This window comes from Mycobacterium sp. NGS26 (assembly GCF_059813025.1).
The window spans coordinates 552,593-577,598 of sequence record NZ_JCALDU010000002.1 but is presented as its reverse complement, the minus strand read 5'-3'; the positions used below and the strand labels follow the sequence as shown (position 1 = coordinate 577,598).

Annotated in this window: 24 protein-coding genes and 1 pseudogene; 7 read left to right on the top strand and 18 right to left on the bottom strand. The window is 69.3% G+C overall.

The window, feature by feature from the left end; all coding sequences use genetic code 11:
- Positions 1-160 precede the first annotated feature (160 nt).
- Both AC5Y6X_RS09005 and AC5Y6X_RS09000 read left to right on the top strand, forming a co-directional pair.
- Positions 161-379, top strand: a complete 219-nt coding sequence (locus AC5Y6X_RS09005; protein WP_324681458.1) for a FitA-like ribbon-helix-helix domain-containing protein — start codon at positions 161-163, stop codon at positions 377-379.
- Positions 376-789, top strand: coding sequence for a type II toxin-antitoxin system VapC family toxin (locus tag AC5Y6X_RS09000; protein WP_499985951.1), 414 nt, complete (start codon positions 376-378; stop codon positions 787-789). The genes AC5Y6X_RS09005 and AC5Y6X_RS09000 overlap by 4 nt, the downstream gene beginning before the upstream one ends.
- Positions 790-794: 5 nt before the next feature.
- Here AC5Y6X_RS09000 and secG read toward each other — a convergent pair whose 3' ends face one another.
- The 7 genes from secG to AC5Y6X_RS08965 form a co-directional block, all read right to left on the bottom strand.
- Positions 795-1,028, bottom strand: coding sequence for a preprotein translocase subunit SecG (gene secG / locus AC5Y6X_RS08995; protein WP_324681331.1), 234 nt, complete (start codon positions 1,026-1,028; stop codon positions 795-797).
- A 30-nt stretch (positions 1,029-1,058) separates the two neighbouring features.
- Positions 1,059-1,844 (bottom strand): triose-phosphate isomerase, encoded by a 786-nt coding sequence (tpiA, locus tag AC5Y6X_RS08990; RefSeq protein ID WP_499985950.1) that lies wholly within the window; start codon positions 1,842-1,844, stop codon positions 1,059-1,061.
- A complete protein-coding gene (locus AC5Y6X_RS08985) occupies positions 1,841-3,094 on the bottom strand; it encodes a phosphoglycerate kinase (RefSeq protein WP_499985947.1) in 1,254 nt (417 codons plus the stop codon). Before AC5Y6X_RS08985 ends, tpiA begins: the two co-directional genes overlap by 4 nt.
- Before the next feature lie 3 nt (positions 3,095-3,097).
- Complete coding sequence (gene gap / locus AC5Y6X_RS08980; protein ID WP_499985945.1) at positions 3,098-4,117, bottom strand: type I glyceraldehyde-3-phosphate dehydrogenase; 1,020 nt, start codon at positions 4,115-4,117, stop codon at positions 3,098-3,100.
- Between the two features lie 124 nt (positions 4,118-4,241).
- The gene (locus tag AC5Y6X_RS08975; protein ID WP_499985942.1) at positions 4,242-5,657 is read right to left on the bottom strand and encodes a phytoene desaturase family protein; all 1,416 of its coding nucleotides are present in this window, start codon (positions 5,655-5,657) and stop codon (positions 4,242-4,244) included.
- Entirely contained in the window at positions 5,654-7,411 is a 1,758-nt protein-coding gene (locus AC5Y6X_RS08970; protein ID WP_499985940.1) for a DUF3556 domain-containing protein, read from the bottom strand. Before AC5Y6X_RS08970 ends, AC5Y6X_RS08975 begins: the two co-directional genes overlap by 4 nt.
- A gap of 137 nt (positions 7,412-7,548) precedes the next feature.
- Positions 7,549-7,875, bottom strand: a complete 327-nt coding sequence (locus tag AC5Y6X_RS08965; protein WP_324681321.1) for a hypothetical protein — start codon at positions 7,873-7,875, stop codon at positions 7,549-7,551.
- A 164-nt stretch (positions 7,876-8,039) separates the two neighbouring features.
- Here AC5Y6X_RS08965 and AC5Y6X_RS08960 point away from each other — a divergent pair, with 164 nt between their 5' ends.
- From AC5Y6X_RS08960 to AC5Y6X_RS08950, 3 genes are read left to right on the top strand one after another with little or no spacing between them, the layout of a single operon-like run.
- Positions 8,040-8,849, top strand: coding sequence for a 1-acyl-sn-glycerol-3-phosphate acyltransferase (locus tag AC5Y6X_RS08960; protein WP_499985936.1), 810 nt, complete (start codon positions 8,040-8,042; stop codon positions 8,847-8,849).
- 3 nt (positions 8,850-8,852) lie between these two features.
- Positions 8,853-10,472: an acyl-CoA ligase FadD12 gene (gene fadD12, locus AC5Y6X_RS08955; RefSeq protein ID WP_499985935.1), complete on the top strand. Its 1,620-nt coding sequence runs from the start codon at positions 8,853-8,855 to the stop codon at positions 10,470-10,472.
- Entirely contained in the window at positions 10,472-11,743 is a 1,272-nt protein-coding gene (locus AC5Y6X_RS08950; RefSeq protein WP_499985933.1) for an alpha/beta hydrolase, read from the top strand. The genes fadD12 and AC5Y6X_RS08950 overlap by 1 nt, the downstream gene beginning before the upstream one ends.
- 100 nt (positions 11,744-11,843) lie before the next feature.
- On the opposite strand, the gene AC5Y6X_RS08945 is transcribed toward AC5Y6X_RS08950, so the two are convergent.
- Genes AC5Y6X_RS08945 through uvrC form a run of 5 tightly spaced genes read right to left on the bottom strand, consistent with a single transcriptional unit; the run spans position 11,844 to position 18,153 of the window.
- Entirely contained in the window at positions 11,844-13,232 is a 1,389-nt protein-coding gene (locus tag AC5Y6X_RS08945) for a WS/DGAT/MGAT family O-acyltransferase (RefSeq protein ID WP_499985931.1), read from the bottom strand.
- A gap of 52 nt (positions 13,233-13,284) precedes the next feature.
- The gene (gene whiA / locus AC5Y6X_RS08940; protein ID WP_324681315.1) at positions 13,285-14,262 is read right to left on the bottom strand and encodes a DNA-binding protein WhiA; all 978 of its coding nucleotides are present in this window, start codon (positions 14,260-14,262) and stop codon (positions 13,285-13,287) included.
- The gene (locus AC5Y6X_RS08935) at positions 14,259-15,335 is read right to left on the bottom strand and encodes a YvcK family protein (protein ID WP_499985928.1); all 1,077 of its coding nucleotides are present in this window, start codon (positions 15,333-15,335) and stop codon (positions 14,259-14,261) included. Before AC5Y6X_RS08935 ends, whiA begins: the two co-directional genes overlap by 4 nt.
- Positions 15,332-16,219: an RNase adapter RapZ gene (gene rapZ / locus AC5Y6X_RS08930; protein ID WP_499985926.1), complete on the bottom strand. Its 888-nt coding sequence runs from the start codon at positions 16,217-16,219 to the stop codon at positions 15,332-15,334. The genes AC5Y6X_RS08935 and rapZ overlap by 4 nt, the downstream gene beginning before the upstream one ends.
- Positions 16,216-18,153, bottom strand: a complete 1,938-nt coding sequence (uvrC, locus tag AC5Y6X_RS08925; RefSeq protein WP_499985923.1) for an excinuclease ABC subunit UvrC — start codon at positions 18,151-18,153, stop codon at positions 16,216-16,218. Before uvrC ends, rapZ begins: the two co-directional genes overlap by 4 nt.
- A 249-nt stretch (positions 18,154-18,402) precedes the next feature.
- Here uvrC and AC5Y6X_RS08920 point away from each other — a divergent pair, with 249 nt between their 5' ends.
- Entirely contained in the window at positions 18,403-19,605 is a 1,203-nt protein-coding gene (locus AC5Y6X_RS08920) for a cupin domain-containing protein (RefSeq protein WP_499985921.1), read from the top strand.
- Positions 19,606-19,746: 141 nt separating this feature from the next.
- On the top strand, positions 19,747-21,186 hold the full coding sequence (locus AC5Y6X_RS08915) for a PPE family protein (RefSeq protein WP_499985920.1): 1,440 nt from the start codon (positions 19,747-19,749) through the stop codon (positions 21,184-21,186).
- Here AC5Y6X_RS08915 and AC5Y6X_RS08910 read toward each other — a convergent pair.
- From AC5Y6X_RS08910 to AC5Y6X_RS08885, 6 genes and pseudogenes are all read right to left on the bottom strand, one after another.
- Positions 21,183-21,650 carry a PH domain-containing protein gene (locus tag AC5Y6X_RS08910; RefSeq protein ID WP_499985918.1) on the bottom strand — a complete coding sequence of 156 codons (468 nt, stop codon included), beginning with the start codon at positions 21,648-21,650 and terminating at the stop codon, positions 21,183-21,185. The two genes, AC5Y6X_RS08915 and AC5Y6X_RS08910, sit on opposite strands and share 4 nt — an antisense overlap.
- The gene (ribH, locus tag AC5Y6X_RS08905) at positions 21,647-22,129 is read right to left on the bottom strand and encodes a 6,7-dimethyl-8-ribityllumazine synthase (protein WP_324681901.1); all 483 of its coding nucleotides are present in this window, start codon (positions 22,127-22,129) and stop codon (positions 21,647-21,649) included. The genes AC5Y6X_RS08910 and ribH overlap by 4 nt, the downstream gene beginning before the upstream one ends.
- Positions 22,126-23,403, bottom strand: a complete 1,278-nt coding sequence (locus tag AC5Y6X_RS08900; RefSeq protein WP_324681900.1) for a bifunctional 3,4-dihydroxy-2-butanone-4-phosphate synthase/GTP cyclohydrolase II — start codon at positions 23,401-23,403, stop codon at positions 22,126-22,128. The genes ribH and AC5Y6X_RS08900 overlap by 4 nt, the downstream gene beginning before the upstream one ends.
- Before the next feature lie 159 nt (positions 23,404-23,562).
- Positions 23,563-24,063 carry a GNAT family N-acetyltransferase gene (locus AC5Y6X_RS08895; RefSeq protein ID WP_499985914.1) on the bottom strand — a complete coding sequence of 167 codons (501 nt, stop codon included), beginning with the start codon at positions 24,061-24,063 and terminating at the stop codon, positions 23,563-23,565.
- 5 nt (positions 24,064-24,068) lie between these two features.
- A pseudogene (locus AC5Y6X_RS08890) lies at positions 24,069-24,364 on the bottom strand (type II toxin-antitoxin system TacA family antitoxin); the annotation flags it as partial.
- Between the two features lie 9 nt (positions 24,365-24,373).
- Entirely contained in the window at positions 24,374-24,976 is a 603-nt protein-coding gene (locus tag AC5Y6X_RS08885) for a riboflavin synthase (protein WP_499985912.1), read from the bottom strand.
- Positions 24,977-25,006 lie beyond the last annotated feature (30 nt).

Below are 25,006 nucleotides of genomic sequence, written 5' to 3'. Positions count from 1 at the left end.
TGCGGATGCCCGCTCGGCCGCCGCGCTTTTGGCACGGACCAAGGCGTCGTGTGTTTGCGGCTCGCGCGGAATCCATCACCGGGCCGGTGCCGGCGCGAACGGCGACTGCACTGCACCTGATATCATCGATGTGATATCGGAGGTCGCGATGGAACAAATCCTGATCCGCAATCTGCCCGCGGGCACCAAGGCTGCATTGCGGGCGCGTGCGGAACGGCACCACCACTCGGTCGAGGCCGAAGCCCGTGCGATCCTCACCGCTGGGGTGTCGGGTGAAGAGGTCACGATCGTCGACCTGCTCGCCGACGACAGCCCCGACAGCGACTTCGACTTCGAGCCGGAGCGTCTCCCCCTGACAGCCCGCACACCTGAGCTGTGAGTTATTTGCTGGACACCAACGTGGTGTCGGCTCTGCGGAAGCCGGAACGCAACCCTGAGGTACGGGCGTGGGCGGTGTCGGTCCGACTGGCGGAGCTGTTCGTGGCGGCGAGCACTATCGCTGAGATCGAGCGTGGTGTCATCGCCAGGGAACGAACGGACCCACAGCAGGGCGAGGCCCTGCGTGCCTGGTTTGAGGACCGCGTGCTGCCCACCTTCGATGGGCGCGTGCTGTCCTTCGATCTGGCCGCCGCGCGCATCCTGGCCACCTATCGGGTGCCCGAACACGCCACGTACGCCGACGCCCTCGTCGCCGCGGTCGCGGACGCAACCGGCAAGGTGGTCGTGACCCGAAACACCCGCCACTTCCGGCCTCTCGGCGTGCGATGCCTGGACCCGTGGGAGCCGTAGAAACGTCAGCGGTACTTGATCAGCAGGGCCATGCCGATGATGCACACCAGCCAGATGCCGGTGATGAACATCGTCAGCCGGTCCAGGTTCTTCTCCACCACGGTCGACCCGGACAGGCTCGACTGCACGCCCCCGCCGAACAGCGTCGACAGGCCGCCACCCTTGGCGCGGTGCAGCAGCACCAGCAACACCACCAGGATGCTGGTGACGACCAGGGTGATCTGCAAGGCCAACTGCATGACCCGCAGCCTACCGGTTGCGGGGTGCCATCACGGCAAGGGCCCGCCGGCGGCGATGGCCGCCAGCGTCGCGAACTGCTCGCCGTCCAGCGACGCGCCCCCGACCAGGCCGCCGTCGACGTCGTTCTGGGCGACGATCTCGCCGATGTTCTTCGCATTGACCGAGCCGCCGTAGAGCACCCGCACGGTCTCGGCGATCCCCGGTGAGGCGAGGGACCCCAACTCGTTCCGGATCGCCGCGCACACCTCCTGAGCATCGGACGCGCTGGCCACCCGCCCGGTTCCAATCGCCCAGACCGGCTCGTAGGCGATGACGACCTTGCCGATCTGTTCGGCCGACAGCCCGGCCAGCGAGCCCCGCAGCTGCTTCTCGCAGTGGCTGACGTGTTCGCCCGCCTCCCGGACCTCCAGGTGCTCGCCGATGCACACGATCGGGGTCAGCTCGTTCTTCAGGGCCGCGGCCGCCTTGGCGGCCACCAGCGCGTCGTCCTCGTTGTGATAGGTGCGCCGCTCGGAGTGGCCCACGATGACGAACGTGCAGCCCAGCTTGGCCAGGAAGGCGCCGCTGATGTCGCCGGTGTAGGCGCCCGACTCGTGCGGCGACAGGTCCTGGGCCCCGTAGGTCAGCCGCAGCTTGTCGCCGTCGACCAGGGTTTGCACGCTGCGCAGGTCGGTGAACGGCGGGATCACCGTGACGTCGACCTTGTCGTAGTACTTGTCCGGCAGCGCGAACGCGATCTTTTGCACCAGCGCGATCGCCTCGAAGTGATTGAGGTTCATCTTCCAGTTGCCGGCGATCAGTGGCTTGCGGCTCACGCGGCGCCTCCAGTCGGTTGCGGACGTTCCAGTACCTCGATGCCGGGCAGCGTCTTGCCCTCCAGGTATTCCAGCGACGCGCCACCGCCGGTCGAGATGTGCGAGAAGGCGCCCTCGGGGATGCCGAGCGCGCGCACCGCCGCCGCGGAGTCGCCGCCGCCGACCACGCTGAACGCGCCCTTGGCGGTCGCGGCGGCGATCGCCTCGGCGACGCCCTTGGTGCCGGCGGCGAACGCGGGGAACTCGAAGACGCCCATCGGGCCGTTCCAGAAGATGGTCTCGGCGTTGGACAGCAGCGTGGCGAACCGCCGCACCGACTCCGGTCCGACGTCCAGGCCCATCTTGGCGTCCGGGATCGCGTCCGCGGCCACGGTCTGCGGCGGCGAATCGGCGGCGAAGCGCTCCGCCACCACGATGTCCACCGGAAGGCGCAGCACGTCGGCGTGGGTCTCGCACAACCTGCGGCAGGTGTCGACCATCTCGTTCTCCAGCAGCGACGTGCCAACCGAAAGGCCTTGTGCGGCAAGGAAAGTGAAGCACATGCCGCCGCCGATCACGATGCTGTCCGCCTTGGTGGCCAGCGACTCGATGACGCCGAGCTTGTCGGACACCTTCGCCCCGCCGAGCACCACCGCGTACGGGCGCTTGGTCGAGGCCGTCAGCTGCTCGAGCACCCGGATCTCCTCGGCCACCAGCGTGCCGGCATAGTGCGGCAGCAATGTGGCGACGTCGTACACCGAGGCCTGCTTGCGGTGCACCACCCCGAAGCCGTCGGAGACGAAAGCGCCTCCGGGCGAAACCAATTCGGCCAGCTGCTTGGCCAACGCGAGGCGCTCACCGTCGTCCTTGCTGGTCTCCCGCGCGTCGAAGCGGACGTTCTCCAGCAGCAGGACGTCGCCGTCGGTCAACCCCTCGGCGCGGGCCAGCGCGTCGGCGCCGACGACTCGGGAACCATCGAAGCCGGCCAATTGCACGTGCCGGCCCAGTTGCTCGCCGAGCGCGGCGGCCACCGGCGCCAGCGACAGCGCGGGATCGGGCCCGCCCTTGGGGCGGCCCAGGTGCGCGGTGACCACCACCTTGGCGCCGGCCTCGACCAGCGCCTGCAGCGTCGGGACCGACGCGCTGATGCGGCCCGGGTCGGTGATGGATCCCCCGTCCAGCGGCACGTTCAGGTCGGAGCGCACCAGCACGTGACGACCCGAAACACCTTCCGCCAGAAGGTCCGACAGGGTTGGGAGCGAACCTGACACGGTCTACAGCGACTTGCCGACCAGCGCGACCAGGTCGATCAGCCGGTTGGAGTAGCCCCACTCGTTGTCGTACCAGGACACCACCTTGGCCTGGTTGTCGATCACCTTGGTCAGACCGGAGTCGAAGATCGAGCTGTGCGGGTCGGTGACGATGTCGGTGGAGACGATCGGCGCGTCGTAGTACTTGAGGATGCCCTTGAGCCTGCCGTCGGCGGCGGCCTTGAACGCCGCGTTGATCTCCTCCGCCCCTGCGGACTTGGACAACTCCGCGGTCAGGTCGGTGGCCGAGCCGGTGGGAATCGGCACCCGCAGCGCATAACCGTCGAGCTTGCCCTTCAGCTCCGGCATCACCAGCCCGATGGCCTTGGCCGCGCCGGTGGAGGTGGGCACGATGTTCAGCGCGGCGGCGCGGGCGCGACGCAGATCCTTGTGCGGCCCGTCCTGCAGGTTCTGGTCCTGGGTGTAGGCGTGGATGGTGGTCATCAAGCCCCTGACGATCCCGAACTCGTCGTGCAGCACTTTGGCAAGCGGCGCAAGGCAGTTCGTGGTGCACGACGCGTTCGAGATGATGTTCTGGCTGCCGTCGTACTTGTCGTCGTTGACACCCAGCACGATGGTGATGTCCGGGTCGGTGGCGGGCGCCGAGATGATCACCTTCCTGGCGCCGGCGTCCAGGTGGCCCTTGGCCTTGGCCGCGTTGGTGAACAGCCCGGTGGACTCCACCACGACGTCCACGCCGAGGTCGCCCCATGGCATCGCCGCCGGGCCCTCCCTGACCTCGAGCGCCTTGATCTTGTGGTTGCCGACGACGATGGTGTCGTCCCCCTCGAGGCTGACGTCGTGGGGCAGCCGGCCGAGGATCGAGTCGAATTTGAGCAGGTGCGCCAGCGTGGCGTTGTCGGTGATGTCGTTGACGGCGATCACCTCCACGTCGGCGATGCCCTGCTCCCGCTGGGCCAGCAAGGCCCGATAGAAGTTGCGTCCGATTCGGCCGAAGCCGTTGATGCCCACTCGGACCGTCACTTGTCTCTCCCTGTCTCCTCGCTGATAAACCGCTCGCCGTCAGCCTAGATCAGCAGCGGCGGCGGTTGCTGGGCCGGTGACGGTCGCGGGTGTTTACCCCGCTAGACGGGCCCGTGAGCCGGCGCTACCGGTGCAGGCGCCGCAGCGCCGCGGTCGCGGCGTGGTAGCCGCACAGGCCGTGGATGCCCGCCCCCGGCGGCGCGGACTGCGAGCACAGGTAGACCCCGTCAACGCCGGTCGCGTACGGGTTGACGGCGACACGCGGGCGCAGGATGACCTGCAGCCCGTCGTTGGCGCCGCCGATGATGTCGCCGCCGATGAAGTTCGGGTTGTAGGCCTGCAGCTCGGCGGCGCTCTTGCTGACGGTTGCTGTGATGCGGTCGCGGAATCCGGGGGCGAACCGCTCGATCTGGTCGATCACCGCGCCGGTGGCGTCGCCGGTGTAGCCGAACGGCACGTGCGCGTAGGCCCAGATCGGGTTGGTGTTGCCCGACGACCGCGACGGGTCGGCCAGGTACTGCTGCCCGACGAGCACGAACGGCCGCTGCGCCATCTTGCCTTGTGCGCGTTGACGTTCCGTGTCCGCGATCTCGGCGAACGTGCCGCCGAGGTGGACGGTGCCGGCGCGGCCGCAGTCGGGGTGCGTCCACGGGATGTCGCCCTCGATGGCGAAGTCGACCTTGAACGCCGACGCCCCCTCCCGAAACCGCCGGTACGCCCGCCTGATCCGGCCCGGCATCACGTCGCCGTAGATCGACAGCACCGCCGCCGGGCTCAGGTCCAGCATGACGATGTCGGCGTCCGGGATGTCCCTGCGGCTGGCCACGGCCACCCCGGTGGTCACGTTGCCGCCGTGCGCGGCCAGGGCGGCGGCCAGGGCCGCGGTGATGGAACCCGATCCGCCCTCGGCGACCGGCCAGCCGTAGCGGTGGCCGCTGGCCAGGATCATCAGCCCCAGCGACGCGGTCAGCGGCCGGTCCAGCCGGGTGTACACGTGCGCGGCCGCGCCGCCGAACAGCGCCCGCGCCCGCTCGGTGCGAAACCAGCGCGCCATCACCGTGGCCGGCAGCACCGCGCGGGGCCCGAACGCCGCGAGGCGCACCGGGTGGCGCGGGACGTTGATCACCGGGCGCAGCAAGTCTCGGGCCAGCTCGTCGAACCCGGCCGCGAGGTCGCCCACGGCGCGGCGCCACCGGGTGCCGTCGGGTCCCAGGCCGGCCGTCGTCGCCTCGATCGACCGGTACAGCACCCCGGCGGTGCCGTCGTCGAGCGGGTGGGCGCAGTCGATCTCCGGCCACTTCCACACCAGCCCGTAGCGCTGCAGGTCGATCTCCTGCCAGAACGGCGAGCCCACGGCCAACGGGTGAAACGCCGAGCAGTGGTCGTGGATGACCCCGGGCACCGTCAGCTCGCCCGAACGCGCTCCCCCGCCGATCGTGTCGCGCGCCTCCAGCACCTGCACGTCGACGCCGTGGCGGGCCAGCTGGATCGCGGCGGCCAGGCCGTTGGGCCCGGCGCCGACGACCACCGCGGTGGTCATGACTCGCCGTGCACGACCGGTTGCGCGGTGAGGTGGACCGGAAACTCGTCGCCGGGCTCGGGCCACGGCTGGCGGGCCAGCATGTCCTCGACGTTCACGTAACCGGACTCGATCAGGCCGGTCTTGGCGTCGAGGATGCGGTACCACTGCTTTTGAATGTGAATCGGCTGACCCTCCAGCACGATGACGCGGAGGTCGCCCTCGTCGAAGTGGCAGCGCCGCTGCACCGCCTCCAGCAGCTGCTCGTTGTGCAGGTGGCCCTCGCCGAAGTTCCACCCCACAAGGGGGCCGGCGACGATCTCGCCATCGCGCACCTTGTAGTCGGCTTCGTCGTCGATCGCGCGGGGCAGCAGCCCGTTGAGCGCGCGGCCGTGGGTGTGCATCGCGCGGAACGCGGCCACCTTGTCGGCCATGATCTCGGCCGTCGCCGCGTCGTACATCTTGGCCAGCTGATTGACCACCAGCGCAGAGCTTTTCACGATGTCGGCCTCTATCTTGTCCTCCGCGCCGTCGCGGAAACACCAGATGCTGGTGGCCCAGTTGCCGGCGTAGTAGCGCATGGCGGGCAGGAACGAAATCTTTTCGGGGAACATGTTTCCCGCGACCACCACGGCCACCACGACGACCACCATGGCCAGCAGCAGCGGTGAGCGAAGGTCGGTGGCGCGGATCGCGCCGTAATGCCCGAACAGGTAGAACAGCGAGAAGATGAAGAACACGTTCCACTCCAACGGAACTCCCATCGGGAGGTTGGACAGGATGTTGAGGTGGAAGATCACCATGAACCCGATCAGGAACCACCGCCAGGGTTGATCGCCGGCGACGAAGACCAGGATCGTCGGGACGATGAATTCCGCCGTGGTGCCGCCGACGTGGGCCATGACCTTCGGCAGCCAGGTGGGCCGCAGGTCGTTGACGTGGTCGCGGTAGAGCAGGTGCTTGAACGGGTTGAACAGCCTGGGCCGCAGCAGCGCGTTGTTGCTCGTCATCACCGACACCACGTACGGGAAGTGGTGGTTGAGCTTGGAGGTGGCCGCACCCCACCAGAGGCACAGCATGATGATCTTGTAGGCCGCGATCTGCTCGGTGAACGGGAAGAAGAACACGAACAGCTTGAGCCAGTAGTGTTCGCCGCGCGCCGCCAGGAAGATGGTCTTGTCCCGCAGGCCCAGCACCGCCAGGGCGACGATCGTCGGGATCACCAGGACCGGGTCGATGAGGCCGACATCGCCGGCGGCGGTGACCGGCCCGCCCCGGCCGGGCGACAGCAGCGCCCACACGCCGCCGGCCAATACGACGGCATAGAGCGCGACGTCGACGACGGTGCGGGTGTCACCCTTGGTGAGCGGAACCTTGTCCGGCCAGGCGGGCAGCCGAATCGTGTTGGGCCGCAACCAATACAGGAATCCCCCGATCGGCGGCATGAACCGCCCCGTCAGCGGGCCGGATCCGCAGCCGAGGCCCAGGACCTCGAACAGCAGCGTGAAGACGATGACCTTCTGGTACACGATCGGCTGCGTCCACCAGTCGCCGATGCGGCCCAGGCCGCCCAGGCCCGGGGTCAGCGAGATGATGGCGGCCGGGGCGGCGACGTACAGGGCGATCTTGATCAGGTACAGCAGGTACACCGCATACGGCGTGCCGAAGCCGTGCTCGGCCCAGTGTCGCGTCACGATCTGCAGCCGCGTTGCCCGGGGCAGCGTGGGCCAGGTCTGGGGGTCGACGTCCGGTAGTTCCGGTGACATGAATCCCATGGGCGGCCTCGTTCCTGTCGGATGTGAAACAGTGGCCAATACAATCTATCGGCATCGCGGCGGGATGGACCGAACTTTTTGTGCGCCGACTGCCGCCCCGATGTTGGTTGCCGAAAACGGCTGCGGCAGGCGGTATTTCACCGCGCTATTTCAGCTAGATGGCCCGGCGCGGTGTCCGCGCCGGCCGCGAACCGCCGGCGCAGCCCTTCGATCAGGCCGTCGAGGGTCTGCCGGTCCTGCTCTTCGCTGCACACCATGCGCCGGAACTGTGCGGCGCCGTCGGCGTCGCCGTTGGACTCCGAGGCGGCGATCGCCCGGCGGTATTGGTCGATGCGATGCTCGCTCAGCCGGCGGCGCTGGGCGAGCATCTGCACGAAGTAGTCGGCCTGCCGGTGATCGGCCGGCGCGGGCCGGCCCGCAACCGGGCGGGTGCCGGGGGCGTCAGACAAACCGGTGAAGTCCATCTGTTCTCTCAGCTGGGGGTGGGGGGCGCGGTGGGGCGCAGTCACCATACCGGGCGAAACGCCACGCGGTCCATACGCCGGCCACCGGCTCGCTACCATCTAGCTACCTCGAGCTATTTCAGCGTGGCCACCTCGGCGCGGCAACGAGGCCCCAAGGAGAAAAGGTGAGCGACACCGACAGCGCGGACAGCGACGACATCGGCAAATTCGACCCCGGCACCACCAAGCGGTTGGTGAGCGCGATGCGCCCGGTCCTGAAGACGTACTTCCGGTCCGAGGTGCGGGGCCTGGAGTCCTTCCCGCCCGGCGGGGCGCTGGTGGTGGCGAACCACTCCGGCGGCATGTTCCCGATGGACGTCCCGATGTTCAGCGTCGATTTCTACGAGAGGTTCGGCTACGACCGGCCCGTCTACACGCTCAGCCACGACATCCTGTTCATGGGCCCGACGGCGCCGCTGTTCCGGCGTGCCGGCTACATCCGGGCCAACCGCGAGAACGCGGCCAAGGCGCTGCGGTCCGGCGGCGTGGTGGTTGTCTTCCCCGGCGGCGACTACGACGCCTACCGGCCCACGCTGTCGGAGAACGTCATCGACTTCAACGGCCGCAAGGGCTACGTCAGCACGGCGATCGAAGCCGGTGTGCCCATCGTGCCGGCGGTGTCCGTCGGCGGGCAGGAAACCCAGCTGTATCTGTCCCGCGGCACCTGGCTGGCCGAGCGGCTGGGCATCAAGCGCCTGCTGCGCAGCGCCATCATGCCGGTCTCGTTCGGCTTTCCGTTCGGGTTCTCCGCCGTCATCCCGCCCAACCTGCCGCTGCCCAGCAAGCTCGTGACGCAGGTGCTGGAACCGATCGACATCGCCGCGCAGTTCGGCGAGGACCCGGACGTCGACGAGGTCGACGAGTACGTCCGGTCGGTGATGCAGGAGGGCCTCACCAAGCTCGCCGCCGGCCGCCGTTTCCCGATCCTGGGCTGAGCCATGGCATCTCGTCTCGGTCAGGCCCTCGGCGTCATCACCACGCTGCGGCGCGCCGGAATGATCGCGCCGATGCGGCCCGACCGCTACCTGAAGATCGCCGCCGCCATGCGCCGCGAGGGCATGGGCATGACGGTGGGCTTCGCCGGCGCGGCGCAGCGCTGCCCGGACCGTCCCGGCCTGGTCGACGAGCTCGGCACGCTGACCTGGCGGCAGCTCGACGAGCGGATCAACGCGTTCGCCGCGGCGCTGCAGGCCCTACCGGGTGGCGCACCCAGGGTCGTCGGGATCATGTGCCGCAATCACCGCGGCTTCGTCGAGGCGGTGGTGGCCACCAACCGGATCGGCTCCGATGTCGTGTTGCTCAACACATCGTTCGCCGGGCCGGCGCTGGCCGAGGTGGTCGACCGCGAAGGCGTCGACGCCGTCGTCTACGACGAGGAGTTCACCGCGACGGTGGACCGCGCGCTGGCCGGCAAGCCGGACGCCACCCGCATCGTGGCCTGGACAGACGACGGCCACGAGTCGACCGTCGAAAAACTCATCGCCGACCATGCCGGCCGGTCGTTCGAGCGCACCGGACGCAAGGGCAGGATGATCCTGTTGACCTCCGGCACCACCGGAACACCCAAGGGCGCCAACCAGATCGGTGGCAGCGCCGGGCTGGGCACGCTCAAGGCGATCCTGGACCGCACGCCGTGGCGGGCGGAGGAGACGATCGTGATTGTGGCGCCGATGTTCCACGCCTGGGGCTTCTCGCAGTTGATATTCGCCGCGTCGATGGCGTGCACGGTGGTCACCCGGCGCAAGTTCGACCCGGAGGCCACGCTGGACCTCATCGACCGGCACCAGGCCACGGGCCTGGCGGTGGTCCCGGTGATGTTCGACCGCATCATGGAGCTGCCCGCCGAGGTGCGAAACCGGTACAGCTCCAAATCATTGCGGTTCGCCGCGGCGTCCGGATCGCGGATGCGGCCCGACGTCGTCACCGCGTTCATGGACCAGTTCGGCGACGTGATCTACAACAACTACAACGCGACCGAGGCCGGCATGATCGCCACCGCCACGCCGGCGGACCTGCGCGCCGCGCCGGACACCGCGGGCCGGCCCGCGGGCGGAACCGAAATCCGCATCCTGGACGAAGAATTCAACGAGCTGCCCACCGGCCAGGTCGGAAGCATCTACGTCCGCAACGACACCCAGTTCGAGGGCTACACGTCGGGCACCACGAAGGACTTCCACGCCGGGTTCATGTCGTCGGGCGACGTCGGCTACCTGGACGAGGCGGGGCGGCTGTTCGTCGTCGGCCGCGACGACGAGATGATCGTCTCCGGCGGCGAGAACGTCTACCCGATCGAGGTGGAGAAGGCCCTGGCGGCGCACCCCGACGTGGCCGAGGCGGCGGTGATCGGCGTCGACGACGAGCAGTACGGCCAGCGGCTGGCGGCGTTCGTGGTGCTGACGCCGGGCGCGGCGGCAACCGTCGACGCGCTCAAGCAGCACGTGCGGGAGAACCTGGCCAATTACAAGGTGCCCCGCGAGATCGCCGTCCTCGACGAGCTGCCGCGCGGCAGCACCGGCAAGATCCTGCGCAACGAACTCCGAGCACGGGTCAACGGCTGATGCGGCTGCGGATCAGAAAACCCAGACCGCTGACGCGCGCCGTGGTCGAATTGATCAACGCCGCCAACGGATTACACCCGCTCGCCCGCAATGGCTACCGCACCGTCCTGGTGTTCTGGTTCGGTTGGCCGACCTCGGAGGTGCCGGGCCTCTACGCCACCGCCTCCATTCTGGACGCCGTGCGCCGCGGCCGCCGGGGCGATTTCGCCGGGCGCAAGGGAAAGCTGGCGCTGGCCCTGACGGCTGCGTCCTGGTCGATCCTGGGAATGATCCGCTACCGCGCCGCGACGACGCCGGGCCCGGTGCTGGAAACCGGGCTGACCGAGCAGCTCGGACCCGATTACACCGACGAACTGGCCAAGCTGCCGACCGAGCCGGCCCCCCGAAAGGGCAGGGGCCGGATCAATCCGCCGTTGCGCACCACCGTCGCCCGGCGGCGCTTCGTCGACAAGCAGAACATCGTGTCCTACGGCCCGCACGGGCGCGCCAACCTGGCCGACATCTGGCGCCGCAGCGACCTGCCGCGCGACGGCAAGGCGCCGGTCCTGTTGCAGGTGCCCGGCGGCGCGTGGATGATCGGGTGGCGCCGCCCGCAGGCGTATCCGCTGATGAGCCACCTGGTTTCGCGCGGCTGGGTGTGCGTGTCGATGAACTACCGGGTTTCTCCGTGGCACACCTGGCCCGACCACATCGTCGACGTCAAGCGGGCATTGACGTGGGTCAAGGAGAACATCGCGGACTACGGCGGGGACCCGAATTTCGTTGCGATCAGCGGTGGTTCGGCCGGCGGTCATCTGTCCGCGTTGGCCGCCCTGAGCGCGGGCGACCCCAAGTTCCAGCCGGGCTTCGAAGAGGCCGACACGTCGGTGGCGGCGGCCGTCCCGTACTACGGACGCTACGACTGGTACTCCACCGAGGCCGACGGGCGCGCCGAGTTCGTCGAGGTGCTCGAAAAGCTGGTGGTCAAGCGCAAACTCAGCACGCACCGGCACATCTATCTCGACGCCTCGCCGATCCAGTACATACGGCCGGACGCACCACCGTTTTTCGTCCTGCACGGAAGCGACGATTCCCTGATCCCTGTCATCGAGGCGCGAGAGTTCGTCGAGCAACTCCGGGCTGTGTCGAAGTCCCCCGTGGTCTACGCCGAATTGCCTTACGCGCAGCATGCTTTCGACATCTTCGGATCGCCGCGGGCGAATCAATCCGCGGAGGCGGTGGCCCGCTTCCTGTCGTGGGTCTACGCGACGAACTATCTCAACCGCGACTAGGGCCCCGTCGCCGAGCGTGAAACTGTTGCGACAATGAGCGCTGATTTTCGCAACAGTTTCACGTTCGGTGCAGTGGAAGTCAGCTCGGCGCGGGGCCCCGTCAGCCCAGGGCCGCGGCCTTCTCGAGTTCGGTCAGCGCCGGATCGATGGCATCGGCCATGTCGTCGATGTCGTTGGCCACCTCGGGCGTCGTCACGAAGCCGAAGTCCAGGTAGTCCTGGTAGGAGAAGCAGGTGATGTTCAAGGCGATGTCCATCACCGGCGGGCCCAGCGGCACCAGCGAGTCCAGCTTGGCCCCCGCCATGTACAGCGGGAACTTCGGACCGGGGACATTGGAGACAACCAGGTTGATCGGAGCCAGGTTTCGCGACAGGCCGGTGGCGGTGTAGGCGCGCGCGGCCAGGTGCAGCAGCCCCGGCGGGGTGGTCTCGGTCAGGCCCATGATCTGGTGCGCCGACAAAGCCTTGGCCATTCCCTTGGCGCTCTGCGTGCTTTCGTGGATGGCCCGCAGCCGCTCGCCGGGATCCTCGATGTCGGTGGCAAGCGACGCCGTCATCGAGCTGATCTTGTTGCCGATCTCGTCCTTGTTCGCGTCGGTTCGGGTGGAGACCGGGATCTGCGCGATGAGCGGCTTGGTGGGCAGTTCGCCGCGTTTCTGCAGGTATTCACGGGCCGCGCCGGCCACCAGGGCCAACACGACGTCGTTGAGCTTGACGTCGAACGCGTCCTTGACGGCCTTGGCCCGGGCCAGCTCGACGCGGCAGCCGGTGATCCGCCGGTGCGGCGACACCGGCGCGTTGAACCGGGTCTTGGGAGCGTCGAAGTAGCGCGGCGGCCTGCTGGCGACGCCCAGCGCGGCGACCTGCTGGCGCACCGTCTGCTCGACCAGCCGGGCGATGCGGAAGGGCGTCTTGACGCCGAGGTTGATCAGCGCGCCCACCGCGCGCCGCTCCAGGCCGGGTAGCTGGGATCCCACCAGCGATCCGACCGTCTCGGTTTGCGCGGGCCGGGGTTCCGGGGTGACGTCCAACAGGATTTCGCCCAGCCCGGCGCCGGAGACCCCGTCGACGATGGCGTGGTGCATCTTGGTCAGCGTGGCCATCCGGCCGCCCTCGACGCCCTCGATCACCCACAGTTCCCACAGCGGCCGGGAGCGGTCCAGCTTGTAGGACATCAGCCGGCCCACCAGCTCCTCGAGCTCGCGGCGCCCGCCGGGCGCGGGCACCCCGATGCGGCGGACGTGGAAGTCGATGTCGAGTTCGGAGTCCTCGACGAACCACGGCCGGTCCAGCCCGAGCGGCGCGCCGGTGACCCGCCACCGCAGCTGCGGAATCTCGGGCAGCCGCTCGATGACCAGTTCGCGCAGCCGCTGAAAGCTGTAGCCGGGCGCGTCGCCGATATCGCAGATCGCCAGCGCGCCCACATGCATGTGCCAGCCCGAAGTTTCGGCCGACCAGAACGCCGCATCAACACTCGAAAGCCGCTTCATGCGATGACCGTAGCCCCTCCCCCACCCCTTGCGCCCGGAATCAGCCGGCGAATTAGGCGTCCTCTAAAAGGTCCGGCGTGACCGCCGACTCGGTGTCGGGGATGCCCTCGACCTTGGCCTTACGGTCGGCCATCGACAGCAACCGCCGAATGCGGCCCGCCACAGCATCTTTCGTCATCGGGGGATCGGCCAGCCGGCCGAGTTCCTCGAGGGAGGCCTGCCGGTGCTCGACGCGCAGCTTGCCGGCCGAGGCCAGATGGTCGGGGACGCTGTCGCCGAGTATCTCCAGCGCACGCTCCACCCGGGCCGCCGCCGCGACCGCGGCCCGTGCCGAGCGGCGCAGGTTGGCGTCGTCGAAGTTGGCGAGCCGGTTGGCCGTGGCCCGCACCTCGCGGCGCATCCGGCGTTCCTCCCAGATCAGCCGGGTGTCCTGGGCCCCCATCCGGGTCAGCAGCGCGCCGATGGCCTCACCGTCGCGCACCACCACCCGGTCGGCGCCGCGCACCTCGCGGGCCTTCGCGCTGACGCCGAGCCGTCGGGCCGCACCCACCAGGGCCAGCGCGGCCTCCGGGCCGGGGCAGCTGACCTCCAGCGCCGACGAGCGTCCCGGCTCGGTCAGCGACCCGTGCGCCAGGAAGGCTCCGCGCCATGCCGCCTCGGCGTCGGCGATGCTGCCGCCGACCACCTGCGCCGGCAGGCCCCGCACCGGACGCCCCCGCATGTCGAGCAGGCCGGTCTGGCGTGCCAGCGCCTCGCCGTCGTTGGCCACCCGCAGCACGTACCGCGTGCTCTTGCGAATTCCGCTGGCGGACAACACATGCACGACGGCGTTGTAGCCGTAGAGATCGAAGATGTCCTTGCGCAGCCGCCGCGCGATGTTGCCCAGGTCCACCTCGGCCTCGACCACCACCCGGCCGCCCACGATGTGCAGCCCCCCGGCGAACCTCAGCAGGGACGTGACCTCCGCCCGGCGCGCGCTGACCGACTTCACCACCAGGCGGCTCAGCTCGTCCTTGACTTCGGTCGTCATCGCCACGCGTCGTCACCCCTCGGTCGCCTGCCGGCCGGCCCATTCACGCCGGGTTGCGGACTTTCGCCGTCGACCCGAATCTCCGCGGTGGCCGTGGCCGAAGGCACCCCCGGGGCCTTGGGGCCCGCTCGGACCCCGTCCAGGGCCGCCGCGAGCTTGCCCGGGTCATGTAAAGGTGTACCAGGTCTGGCCACGTCGGCGAAGTGGACCTCGGCCTGCAGCACCGTCGCGGTGCGGCGCAGTTGGTCGCGTTCGCGCTCGCTCGGCACCCGTTCGGCGTCGATGATGATGTCGTGCACGGTGAAGCCCGGGGCGTGCTGGGCCAGCACGTGCAGGTGGCGCTCCACCGAGAATCCCGCCGTCTCCCCCGGCTCGGCGACCAGGTTGAGCACCAGGGCGCGGCGGGCGCTCGTGGCCCTCAGCGCCGCGGCCAGCTCCGGCACCAACACATGCGGGATCACGCTGGTGAACCACGACCCGGGACCCAGCACCACCAGGTCGGCGGCCATGATGGCGTCCACCGCCTGCCGGGTCGCCGGCGGGTCGGGGGGAAGCAGCCGCACCCGGCGCACCTTGCCGGGCGTGGTCGCGATCGCCACCTGGCCGCGGATCAGCCGGAACATCCGCGGGTCGGACTCCAGGCCCGAGACGTCGGCCTCGATCTGCAGCGCGATAGGGCACATCGGCAACACCCGGCCCTTGACCCCCAGGATGCGGCCCAGCTCGTCGAGGGCGGCGACCGGATCGGCCAGCACCTCGTTGAGGCCGGCCAGCATCAGGTTGCCGATAGGGTGCCCGGCCAGCGCCCCGCTGCCGCCGAACCGGTGCTGCAGGATGGTCGCCCACAGTTGACCGTACGGGCTGTCGGATGCCAACGCCGCCAACGCCATTCGCAGATCACCGGGTGGGATGACGTCCAGTTCGTTGCGCAGCCGGCCGGACGAGCCGCCGTCGTCGGCGACGGTCACCACCGCGGTGACGTACGGGGTCAGCCGGCGGGCCGCGGACAGCGTCGCATAAAGGCCGTGTCCGCCCCCCAGGGCGACGATGCCCTCGCGGTTGGGTGCGCTCATTCGCGACCCAGATCCCGGTGCAGCACCCGCACCGACAGTTGCGCCTCGTCCTGCTGGCCGCCCAGCAGCTGCATCAGCGCCTCGGCGATCGCGACGCTGCGATGCTTACCGCCGGTGCAGCCGATGGCGACCGTCATGTATCGCTTGCCCTCCCGGCGGTAGCCGTCGACGACCAGGGTCAGCAATCGATGGTAGGCGTCCAGGAACTCGGCCGCGCCGGGCTGGCCCAGCACGTAATCGCGCACCGCCGCGTGCTGCCCGGTGAGCGGGCGCAACTCGTCGACCCAGTGCGGGTTGGGCAGGAACCGCACGTCCATGACCATGTCGGCGTCCATAGGCAGGCCGTACTTGAAGCCGAACGACTCGACGGTGACGCTGGTGGTCGCGGTGCCGTCGCCGCCGAAGGCCCGCTCGATGCTCTCCCGCAGGCCCCGCACCGACAGCTTCGACGTGTCGATGATCAGGTCGGCGGTGGCGCGGACCGGGGCCAGCATCCGGCGCTCGGCCGCGATGCCCTCGGCCAGCGTCTGCTCGCCCTGCAACGGGTGGCTGCGACGGTTCTGCTCGTAGCGGCGGACCAGCATGTCGTCGGACGCCTCCATGAACACCACGCGCGGGGTGATGTTGCGGGTGGCCAGTTCGTTGCGCACCGAGTCCAGATCGCCGGTGAAGCCGCGCGACCGGACGTCCATCACCACCGCGAGCTGGGTGATCCGGGACCCGGCCGCCAGCCCGAAATCCACCATCCGGGTGATCAACTGGGGCGGCAGGTTGTCGGCGACGTACCAGCCGAGGTCCTCGAGCACCTTGGCGGCCGTGCCGCGCCCGGCCCCGGACAGCCCGGTCACCAGGACCACGTCGATGCCGGCGGCTTGGCTCGTCATCCCGACTCTCGCTCGGGTCGCAGCGCCTCGAGGACGGCCGTGGCGGTTGCCACGCCGATGCCCGGAACGGCGGTGATCTGGTCGACGGTGGCCTCCTTGAGGCGCGCTAACGAGCCGAAATGCGTTACCAGCGCCTTGCGGCGATGTTCTCCCAATCCCGGCACCGAATCCAGCGCCGACGCGGTCATTCGCTTGGACCGCTTGCTGCGATGGTAGGCGACGGCGAACCGGTGCGCCTCGTCGCGCACCCGCTGCAGCAAATAGAGCCCCTCGCTGTTGCGCGGCATGATGATGGGCTCCGGCTCCGACGGCACCCACACCTCTTCCAGCCGCTTGGCCAGGCCGATCACCGCGACGTCGGTGATGCCGAGCTCGTCGAGCACGGCGCTGGCCGCATTGACCTGCGGCGCACCGCCGTCGACGACGTACAGGTTCGGCGGGTAGGCGAATCGGCGCGATTTTCCTTCCGGCGAAAGCGTATTCGGATCGTTCTGCTCGCTGAGGTGCCGCGCGAACCGGCGCCGGGTCACCTCGGCGATGGAGGCGACGTCGTCGGAGCGGCCTTGCCCGGCGGCTTCCCGGATGCCGAAGTGGCGGTAGTCCGATTTGCGCGGCAGGCCGTCCTCGAACACCACCAACGAGCCCACCACGTCGGTTCCCTGCACGTGGCTGATGTCGACGCACTCGATCCGCAGCGGCGCGTCGGCCAGGCCGAGGGCGTCCTGAATGTTTTGCAGCGCAGCGGATCTGGCGTTGAAGTCGCCCGCCCGCTTCAGCTTGTGTTGCTGCAGCGCCTCTTTCGCGTTGCGCTGCACGGTTTCGGCCAGCGCGCGTTTGTCCCCGCGGCGCGGCACCCTTATCGCGACGCGCGAGCCGCGCAGGCCGGACAGCCAACTCGCCAGTTCGTCGGAGTTCGACGGCAAACACGGCACCAGCACCTCGCGGGGCACCGGGTTGGTGGATTCGTCGGCCGCCCCGTCGAGTTCCGCCTGTTCGCCGTAGAACTGCGTGAGGAACTGCTCCACCAACTGTTCTTGTCCCGAATCGCCTGGGTCCCCGGACTTTTCGACGATCCAGCCGCGCTGACCGCGGACCCGCCCGCCGCGCACGTGGAACACCTGCATCGCCGCCTCGAGGTCGTCGTCGGCGAAGGCCACCACGTCGGCGTCGGTGCCGTCGCCGAGCACCACGGCCTGCTTCTCCATCGCCCGCTTCAGCGCGGACAGGTCGTCGCGCAGCCGCGCGGCGCGTTCGAAGTCGAGTTGCTCGGCGGCGGCGTTCATCCGCTGTTCCAGTTCGCGGGCGAACCGGTCGGTCTTGCCGGACAGGAAGTCGCAGAAGTCCAGCACGATCTGGCGATGCTGCTCGGCGCTGACCCGGCCGACGCACGGCGCCGAGCATTTGTCGATGTAGCCGAGCAGGCACGGGCGGTCGATCTGGTTGTGCCGCTTGAACACTCCGGCCGAACAGGTGCGCGCCGGGAAGACTCGGGTGAGCAGGTCGAGGGTTTCCCGGATCGCCCACGCGTGCGAGTACGGCCCGAAATAGCGGACGCCCTTGCGCCGCGGCCCGCGATACACCATCAGCCGGGGGAACTCCTCGTTGAGGGTGACGGCCAGCACCGGGTAGGACTTGTCGTCGCGGTAGCGGACGTTGAAGCGCGGATCGAACTCCTTGATCCAGTTGTATTCCAGCTGCAGCGCCTCGACTTCGGTGTTGACCACCGTCCACTCGACCTTGGCCGCGGTGGTCACCATCTGCCGGGTGCGCGGGTGCAGCCCGGCGACGTCGGCGAAGTATGACGTCAGCCGGCTGCGCAGGCTCTTGGCCTTGCCGACGTAGATGACGCGCCCGTGCGGGTCCCGGAACCGGTAGACGCCGGGCTCGACCGGGATGGACCCGGGCGCGGGGCGATACGTGGCGGGATCTGGCACGTATCCAGGCTAGTAGCCGGTTCGGGGGTGTGGGCCCAGGGCGTTGAGGGTGAGTTCAGGGCGTCGGGCGTGAGTCCACGGCGTTGAGGGTGAGTCCAGGGCGTTGACTGTGAGTCCACGGCGGAGAAAACGCCCGAACCGCGCCCTGGGCTCACAATGAAAGCCGTCAGTTCACAATGAAAGCCGTCAGCTCACCGCGAAAGCCGTCAGTTCACACCCAAAGCCGCCGGTCTACTGTGATGCGTACTCGTGACGACGAAACCTGGAGGGCCTACCGTCGAGTTCTCGCTGTCCTGGTTGCTGCAACCCCTGACCGTGGACGCCTTCCTGGAGGACATTTGGGAGGCGCGGCCCTACCACATCAAGCGATCCCGCGCGGACTACTTCGACCGCCTGCTGCCCGGCCCCTCGGCCGTCGACGACCTGTTGGAGCATGTGCGGCCCGAACCGTCGGCGGTGCGGCTGGTGAGAAGCGGCGCGGACAAGGATCCCGACACCTACCGGCTCGCCGATGGCAGCCTCGCACTCGCCCGCGTTGCCGACGGCCTCGCCGACGGCTACACAATCGTCCTGAACGGCCTCGAGCGGTACGTCCGCGCGATCGCCTCGCTGTCGCATTCCATCGAGGTCGAGCTGAACTTCCCGACCCGGGTCAACGGCTACGTCACGCCACCCGGATCGACAGGCTTTGTCCCGCACTACGATCCCCACGACGTGCTGGTCCTGCAGATCCACGGATCCAAGACGTGGCATGTGTCCAACGACGCCACCGTGCCACCGCACGAGATGGAGCGCCGCAAGGGAGTGGGTCCGGCCGGGTCCGCGCCGCCGACCGACGTGCGCCTGGAAGCCGGCGACGTGCTGTATCTGCCACGCGGCCAAGTGCATTCGGCCGAAACGCATGCGGAGCCGTCGGTCCATCTGACCGTGGGGATCCACGCGCCCACCGTGCTGACGCTCACAACCCATTTGCTCTATGCGCTGAGCCTGCGGGATCCCCGCGTCCATGACCGGCTGCCGCCGCGGCACCTCGACGACGCGAACGTGCGCGCGGGCCTGGGCGACCTCGTGCGCGACACGCTTCGCACCGTCGGGGACCCGAGCGTCGTCGCGGACGGCCTCGCCGCCATGGAGGACGTCCTGGTCCGGCGGGGGCGATGCCCGCCGGTCGGATCGGTCTCGGACACCGTCGGCATCGACGGACAAACCCGGGTGGCGAAGCACCAACCGCTGTATTCGCGGGTGCGCCGCATCGCCGACGGCGTCGTCCTGCAGTTCGCCCAGTTGTCGGTGCGCGCCGGCCCCGACCACGAAGCCGCGCTGCTGTTTCTGTCGAGCAGCAGCGCACCCTTCCGGGTGGGCGACCTGCCCGGGCTGGGCGCGGCGCAGCAGGCGGATCTGGCCCGGACGCTGATCCTGAACGGGTTCCTCGTCCGGCTGTCCGACGACTGAGAGCTTGCTTCGCATTTCCGGTGAAAATCCGAGATTTTAACCGTATGTGCGGTTGAATTCGTAGGCTTCATTGCATTCGGTCCACGGGGCGCCTCGGCCGGGACCGCGAGTTCGCATCCTTTGAAGTGAGGGTCGCCGACGATGACCATGCCGATCTGGGCCGCCTTTCCGCCCGAGGTGCATTCCGCGGCCCTCTCCAGCGGCCCCGGGCCCGGATCGCTGCTGGCGGCGGAGGCGGCGTGGCAGGCGCTGGCCGCCGAATACGACACGGCGGCGCAGCAACTCAGCGAGTTGCTGGCGGCGGTGCAGGCCGGGACGTGGCAGGGCCCCAGCGCGGAGGCGTACGTGGCCGCGCACGTGCCGTATCTGGCGTGGCTTCTGCAGAACAGCGCCGACAGCTCGGCGGCGGCCCGCGAGGCCGAGACCGTGGCCGCGGCCTACACCGCCGCGCTGTCGGCCATGCCGACGCTGGAAGAGCTGGAAACCAACCACGCCGTTTTCGCGGAATTGGTGGCGACGAATTTCCTTGGCGTGAACACGATTCCGATCGCGCTCAACGAGATGGACTACTTGCGGATGTGGCTGCAGGCGGCCACCACGATGGCGATCTATGAAGCGGTGTCCCAGACCGCGCTCACGTGGACGCCGCCGACCGCGCCGCCGCCGCCGATCCAGCTGGCCAACCCGCCCAACCAGGATGCGGGCGGCGGGGCAGATCAGCTGAGCTGGTGGGTGACTCGCGTGCAGGAAGTCGCCCACGAACTCGACGCGGACCTGAGCCAGTCCGGATCCAACCCGTCCACGGTCCTCAACACCCTGATGGGCGACCCGCTGCTCGCCGCCAAAGTTCCGCACTGGGCGGGCGAAGCGCTCTACACGTTCATTCCCCAAGTGCCGCAGCTGACGCAGGTCTCCTACGGCCTGATCGCCCCCGCCCTCCCCGCGGTGGCCGCGGGAGGCCTGGCGGGGCTGACCGGGTTGGCCGGGCTGGGCGGTGCGCCGCAACCCGCCCCACCCCCGATGCCCGCCGCGGCGCACGCCCCGGCCCCATCCGACACCAGAGCCCCCGCCGCGCTGGGCGCCGCCGCCCCCGCGCCCGCTCCGGCGGCGCCGACGACCCCGGCCCCCGCTTCCACGCCCGCCGCGGCGCCCGCACCCGCGGCCGCACCCGCCGCGCCGCCGCCCGTCGCCGTCCAGGGCTTCGGCTTTCCCTACCTTGTCGGTCCGCCGGGCACCGGACTCGGTGACCAGATGAGCGCGCGCACCGGCGCCAAGAGGCGGGCACCCGAGCCCGATACGGCCGCGGCGGCCAGGGCGGCCACAGAAGACGCCGAGCAACGGCGCCGGCGCCGACGGGCGGCCCTGATCGACCGCGGGTACCGCCGCGAATACCCCGATTCGGACGTTGCGGCCTCGGACCGGGGCGCCGGGACCATCGGGTTCGCCGGCACCGCGCATGCGGCCGGCGCCGAACCGGCGGGGTTGACCACGCTCGCCGGCGATGCGCTGACCGACGGCCCCCGCATGCCGATGCTGCCGAGCGGCTGGGCGCCCGAAGCCGAGGAACCCGACCCCGGCTAGCCGCCGCCCAGGTCCGGCCGATAGCGGGCCAGCAGCGACCGCACGGTGTCCATGGCGTCCACCGCGCGCTCCTTGTCGACGGCCTGGATGGCCAGCACCGGGATGTACTCGTCGTCGGGCAGGTCGACGCGCGCCCAGCGGTGACCGGCCGGGAACGACACGCCGGTCACGTCCGGCCACGGAATCAGCTTGTAGCCCAACAGATTTCGCACCGCGATTCCCGGCGGGCCCACCCGCAGCCGTGGCCGCGTGAACAGCAGCACGGCGCCGGCGAGGATGAGACCCAGCACGGCCATCGCCACCTGGTCGGAGGTCCGGAAGATCACGCCGCTGGACCTCACCTTGAGCAGCAGGCCGACCGCGATGTGCACCCCCGCGATCAGAAACGCTGCGGCGTAAGCGAATAGCGGGGTCCGATGGGCGCGCAGCTCGACGTCCCACGCCTCGCGGTTTGCCGGGGTCACAACCGGGCGCGCAGGTCACGCAGGGTCAGCGCGGCCGACAGGGCCGCCCCGGCCGCCTGGGCGCCCTTGTCCTCCGACGACGACGGAAGCCCGGCCCGATCCAGGGCCTGTTCCTCGTTGTTGGTGGTCAGCACCCCGTTGGCGACCGGCGTCGACGCGTCCAGCGAGACCCGGGTCAGGCCCTGGGTCACCGCGTCGCAGACGTAGTCGAAATGCGGTGTCTGGCCGCGGATCACGACGCCGAGAGCGACGACCGCGTCGTGGCTGCGGGCGAGTTCCTGGGCGACGACGGGGATCTCGATGGCGCCGAGCACGCGGACCACCGTCGGATTGTCCACGCCCGAATCGGCGGCCACCTTCAGCGCGCCGGCCAGCAGCGCGTCGCAGATCTCGCGGTGCCACGTGCTCGCGACGACGGCCACCCGCACGCCGGAAGCGTCAAGCGCCGGAATCTCCGGCACTCCGGCGCCACCACTCACAGAGCGCCCCCGAATTCCCCTGGCAGATGGACGGATTCGTGGAAGTCGTCCAGCCCGGCCAGGTCGTGGCCCATCTTGTCGCGTTTGGTCATCAGGTAGCGGATGTTCTCCGCGTTGGCCCGCACCGGAAGCGCCACGCGCTCGATGATGTGCAGGCCGTAGCCGTCCAGGCCGACCCGCTTGGCCGGGTTGTTGGTCAGCAGCCGCATCGAGCGGACCCCCAGGTCGACGAGGATCTGCGCGCCGATGCCGTAATCCCTTGCGTCGGCGGGCAATCCGAGCTTGAGGTTGGCGTCGACGGTGTCTTCGCCGGCGTCCTGCAGCTGATAGGCCTGCAGCTTGTGCATCAGGCCGATGCCGCGGCCCTCGTGGCCGCGCATGTAGAGCACGACGCCGCGCCCCTCCCGCGCCACCATGGCCATGGCCGCGTCGAGCTGGGGCCCGCAGTCGCAGCGCCGTGAGCCGAACACGTCACCGGTCAGGCACTCGGAGTGCACGCGCACCAGGACGTCGTCGCCCTCGCCGTTGGGCCCGGCGATGTCGCCACGGACCAGCGCCACGTGCTCGACGTCCTCGTAGATGCTGGCGTAGCCGATCGCGCGAAACTCGCCGTGGCGCGTCGGGATCCGCGCTTCGGCGATGCGCTCGATGTGCTTCTCGTGCTTGCGCCGCCACTCGATCAGGTCGGCGATGGTGATCAGGGCGAGGTCGTGCTCGTCGGCGAAGACCCGCAATTCATCGGTCTGGGCCATCGCGCCTTCGTCCTTCTGGCTGACGATTTCGCAGATGGCGCCGGCGGGTTGCAGCCCCGCCATCCGGGCCAGGTCGACGGCGGCCTCGGTGTGGCCGGGACGGCGCAGCACCCCGCCGTCCTTGGCGCGCAACGGGACCACGTGACCGGGTCGGGTGAAATCCTCGGCGATGCTGGTGGGATTGGCCAGCAGCCGCATCGTGGTGGCCCGATCCGAGGCCGAAATCCCGGTGCCCACGTCTTTTCTCGCGTCGACGGTGACGGTGTAGGCGGTGCCGTGCTTGTCCTGGTTCACCGCATACATCGGCAGCAGGCCCAGCCGGTCGCAGATCGCGCCGTCCAGCGGGACACATAAATATCCGGAGGTGTAGCGGACCATGAAGGCAACCATCTCCGGCGTCGCCTTCTCGGCGGCGAAGATCAGGTCGCCCTCGTTCTCGCGATCCTCGTCGTCGATGACGATGACGGCCTTACCGGCCGCAATGTCGGCAACCGCCCTCTCGACGGAGTCCAACCTCGTCATCTTGGCTACCTTGCTGTCAAAGGGCCCGTCATCAGGGGCCCGGCGTTGCATTCAGTATGAACCACCACGAGGCCACTGTTATTGCCACGGCTTATTGAGCGGGACGGTTCGACGACCGCGCCGACCGGGGCCCGGGTGACCAGGCAAAACCCCAGCACATCAGGCGCCGATGACAGCACGTGCATCTTTGATGGTCAGCAGCAGGTGCAGTGGATCGGTCGGTGAAGGCTCAAAGCCGAAGTGGGCGTAGAACCTGCGGGCCTCGTCATGCAAAGTGTGCACAAGCATCGCCCGGACCCCGACCTGTTCTGCCACCCCGACGCACCGTTCGATCGCGTCGCGCAGCAGGTTTTTGCCCAAACCGTTGCCCTGCTCTTTACGATCGACCGCCAGCCGCGACAGCAGGATCACCGGGACCGGGTCGGGCATGTTGCGGCGCACTTTCCCCGGCGCGTCTGCATGTTCCACCGCCGAAGTTGCCAGCGCGTAGTGCCCCACCACGCGGCGTTCCCGGCACGTCACGAAGCACCGCGACGCACCCTGGACGTGGTTGGCCAGTGCCCGCCGACGCAGGTAGTTGTCCAGGCTGGCCTCGCCACTGTCAAAGGTGGCGACCTCGTCGGACTCCCTGATCGGCCGGGGGAGGCTGTAGCCGCTCACGCCCGTCAGGGCTCAAAAACCGACGGCTGGGTGAACAGCTTCTCGAGCGCCGGCTTGCGGACGACGGGCCGATCCAGGATCGCGTGAAACTCGGTCCACGCAGCATCGTCGAGGGCGAACAGCCGGCGGTCGGCCAGCACGTCGCGGGCGTGCGCCAGCGTCGCTGTGACGGTGAAGTTGGTCAGGTCGGTCCCCTCGACCTCGGCGGCACGGCGAATCAACGCGTGCTGCTCGGGAGTCACACGCACCACGAAACGTTGGGTCTTTGTAGCCATCGATCCAGTGTGTGCCTAATAGGCGAGAGCAGCACTTATTTCGCTGCCAGCAGCCGCTCGACGTACTTGGCGATGATGTCAACCTCGAGGTTGACCTGGGCCCCGACCGGGGCGCGGCCCAGGGTGGTCAGCTCGCGGGTGGTCGGGATCAGCGAGACCTCGAACCAGTCCCGCGGGTCGGCGCCGAGTCCGGACACCGTCAGCGAAATCCCGTCGACGGTGATCGATCCCTTCTCGACGACGTAGCGAGCCACCGATTCGGGGACCTCGATCCGCACCACCTCCCAGTGCTCCGAGGGCGAGCGGGAGACCACCCGGCCGGTGCCGTCCACGTGGCCCTGGACGATATGGCCGCCGAGGCGGCTGTTGACGGCCGCGGCGCGTTCCAGGTTCACCCGGCTGCCCACCTGCAGCGCGCCCAGGTTGGACCGGTCCAGGGTCTCGGCCATCACGTCGGCGGTGAACTGGCCGTCGCCCGGCAGCTCGGCGACGGTCAGGCACACGCCGTTGACGGCGATGGAATCGCCGGGGCCGGCATCGCCGGTGACGACGGGCCCGCGAATGGTCAGGCGGGCCGCGTCGGCGAGGACGTCTCGGCTGGTCACCTCGCCGAGCTCCTCGACAATTCCGGTGAACATCCCACCAGGCTAATTGGCCGCGGCCCCCGT